The 2,282-nt window shown below is 58.5% G+C and carries 2 protein-coding genes; one reads left to right on the top strand and one right to left on the bottom strand.

Annotation, left to right across the window (positions count from 1 at the left end; all coding sequences use genetic code 11):
- Positions 1-53: 53 nt before the first annotated feature.
- Positions 54-1,153, top strand: a protein-coding gene (locus AC13EK_RS03305; protein WP_483022022.1) for an IS3 family transposase whose coding sequence is annotated in 2 segments (ribosomal slippage) — positions 54-315 and positions 315-1,153 — 1,101 coding nt in all. Because the reading frame shifts where the segments join, the coding sequence is not laid out codon by codon here.
- Here the strand turns inward: AC13EK_RS03305 and AC13EK_RS03300 are convergent.
- Positions 1,130-2,229, bottom strand: a protein-coding gene (locus tag AC13EK_RS03300) for an IS3 family transposase (protein ID WP_483022022.1) whose coding sequence is annotated in 2 segments (ribosomal slippage) — positions 1,130-1,968 and positions 1,968-2,229 — 1,101 coding nt in all. Because the reading frame shifts where the segments join, the coding sequence is not laid out codon by codon here. The two genes, AC13EK_RS03305 and AC13EK_RS03300, sit on opposite strands and share 24 nt — an antisense overlap.
- Positions 2,230-2,282 lie beyond the last annotated feature (53 nt).

Genomic DNA, 2,282 nt, shown 5'->3' with positions numbered 1-2,282 from the left:
TGGAGAGAAATTCTCGGTTAGGTTTGGCGAATGCCGAACAAGGGAAACCGTGGATGAAAACGTCGAGATTCAGCGAGCAACAGATCGCGTTCATTCTCAAGCAGGCTGAGGACGGAACGACCGTTGAGGAGGTGTGCCGGAAGGCGGGTATCTCAGTTCAAACTTACTACCGATGGCGGAGCAAATATGGCGGCTTGATGCCGTCGGAGATGAAGCGGCTGAAGCAACTGGAGGAGGAAAATGTCCGCCTCAAGCGCCTCGTGGCGAACCTGAGCCTGGACAAGGAGATGCTGCAGGATGTCATCCGCCGAAAAATGTAAGGCCTGATCGAGCTCGGGAAATCGTCAGCTATCTGCGGACGAGCTACCAAGTGAGCGAACGGCGGGCCTGCAGCGCGTTTCCGATCAACCGATCGACCCAGCGCTACCAGTCACGTCGCCTCGATCAGGCCGGCCTCAAGATGAAGATCAGGGAGCTGGCCGCGACCCGTGTTCGCTACGGGTATCGGCGGATCCATGTCCTGCTGCGGAGAGAAGGATGGAAGATCAATCACAAACGGACGCATCGGCTGTACCGCGAGATGGGCCTGCAACTGCGCAACAAGACGCCTAAGCGCAAGGTGAAGGCGAAGCTGCGTGACGACAGGGCACCAGCGTCGGCGCCTAACGAATGCTGGTCGATGGACTTCCTGTCGGATCAGCTCTTCGACGGTCGTAAAATCCGTGTGCTGTCGATCATCGACAACTTCAGCCGGGTATCGCCGGTACTCGATGTCAGGATGAGTTACCGCGGTGCCGATGTCGTCCAAACCCTTGAACGGGTTGCGGCTAGGCATGGGCGACCGCAGCGTATTCGCCTGGACAATGGGCCGGAATTTATCTCGAAGGATTTGGATCTTTGGGCTTGGACGCACGGTGTCGTCCTCGACTTCAGCCGCCCCGGCAAACCGACGGACAACGCGTTCGCCGAGTCCTTCAACCGCCGCGTCCGGGCCGAATGCCTCAACGCCTTTTGGTTCTTGAGCCTGGACGATGCTCGGGTAAAATGTGAGGCTTGGCGGATCGATTACAACGAGGTCCGTCCGCACAGCTCCCTCGGCAACCAGACCCCGATGGAGCACGCTTTTGGATCAGGGCAGGCATGCCTGCCCTGATCCAAAAGCGTGCTCCATCGGGGTCTGGTTGCCGAGGGAGCTGTGCGGACGGACCTCGTTGTAATCGATCCGCCAAGCCTCACATTTTACCCGAGCATCGTCCAGGCTCAAGAACCAAAAGGCGTTGAGGCATTCGGCCCGGACGCGGCGGTTGAAGGACTCGGCGAACGCGTTGTCCGTCGGTTTGCCGGGGCGGCTGAAGTCGAGGACGACACCGTGCGTCCAAGCCCAAAGATCCAAATCCTTCGAGATAAATTCCGGCCCATTGTCCAGGCGAATACGCTGCGGTCGCCCATGCCTAGCCGCAACCCGTTCAAGGGTTTGGACGACATCGGCACCGCGGTAACTCATCCTGACATCGAGTACCGGCGATACCCGGCTGAAGTTGTCGATGATCGACAGCACACGGATTTTACGACCGTCGAAGAGCTGATCCGACAGGAAGTCCATCGACCAGCATTCGTTAGGCGCCGACGCTGGTGCCCTGTCGTCACGCAGCTTCGCCTTCACCTTGCGCTTAGGCGTCTTGTTGCGCAGTTGCAGGCCCATCTCGCGGTACAGCCGATGCGTCCGTTTGTGATTGATCTTCCATCCTTCTCTCCGCAGCAGGACATGGATCCGCCGATACCCGTAGCGAACACGGGTCGCGGCCAGCTCCCTGATCTTCATCTTGAGGCCGGCCTGATCGAGGCGACGTGACTGGTAGCGCTGGGTCGATCGGTTGATCGGAAACGCGCTGCAGGCCCGCCGTTCGCTCACTTGGTAGCTCGTCCGCAGATAGCTGACGATTTCCCGAGCTCGATCAGGCCTTACATTTTTCGGCGGATGACATCCTGCAGCATCTCCTTGTCCAGGCTCAGGTTCGCCACGAGGCGCTTGAGGCGGACATTTTCCTCCTCCAGTTGCTTCAGCCGCTTCATCTCCGACGGCATCAAGCCGCCATATTTGCTCCGCCATCGGTAGTAAGTTTGAACTGAGATACCCGCCTTCCGGCACACCTCCTCAACGGTCGTTCCGTCCTCAGCCTGCTTGAGAATGAACGCGATCTGTTGCTCGCTGAATCTCGACGTTTTCATCCACGGTTTCCCTTGTTCGGCATTCGCCAAACCTAACCGAGAATTTCTCTCCA

The organism is Sphingobium sp. L-44 (genome assembly GCF_056859495.1).
The sequence above is the reverse complement of the archived record's forward strand: the minus strand, read 5'-3'. Positions and strand labels throughout refer to the sequence as shown.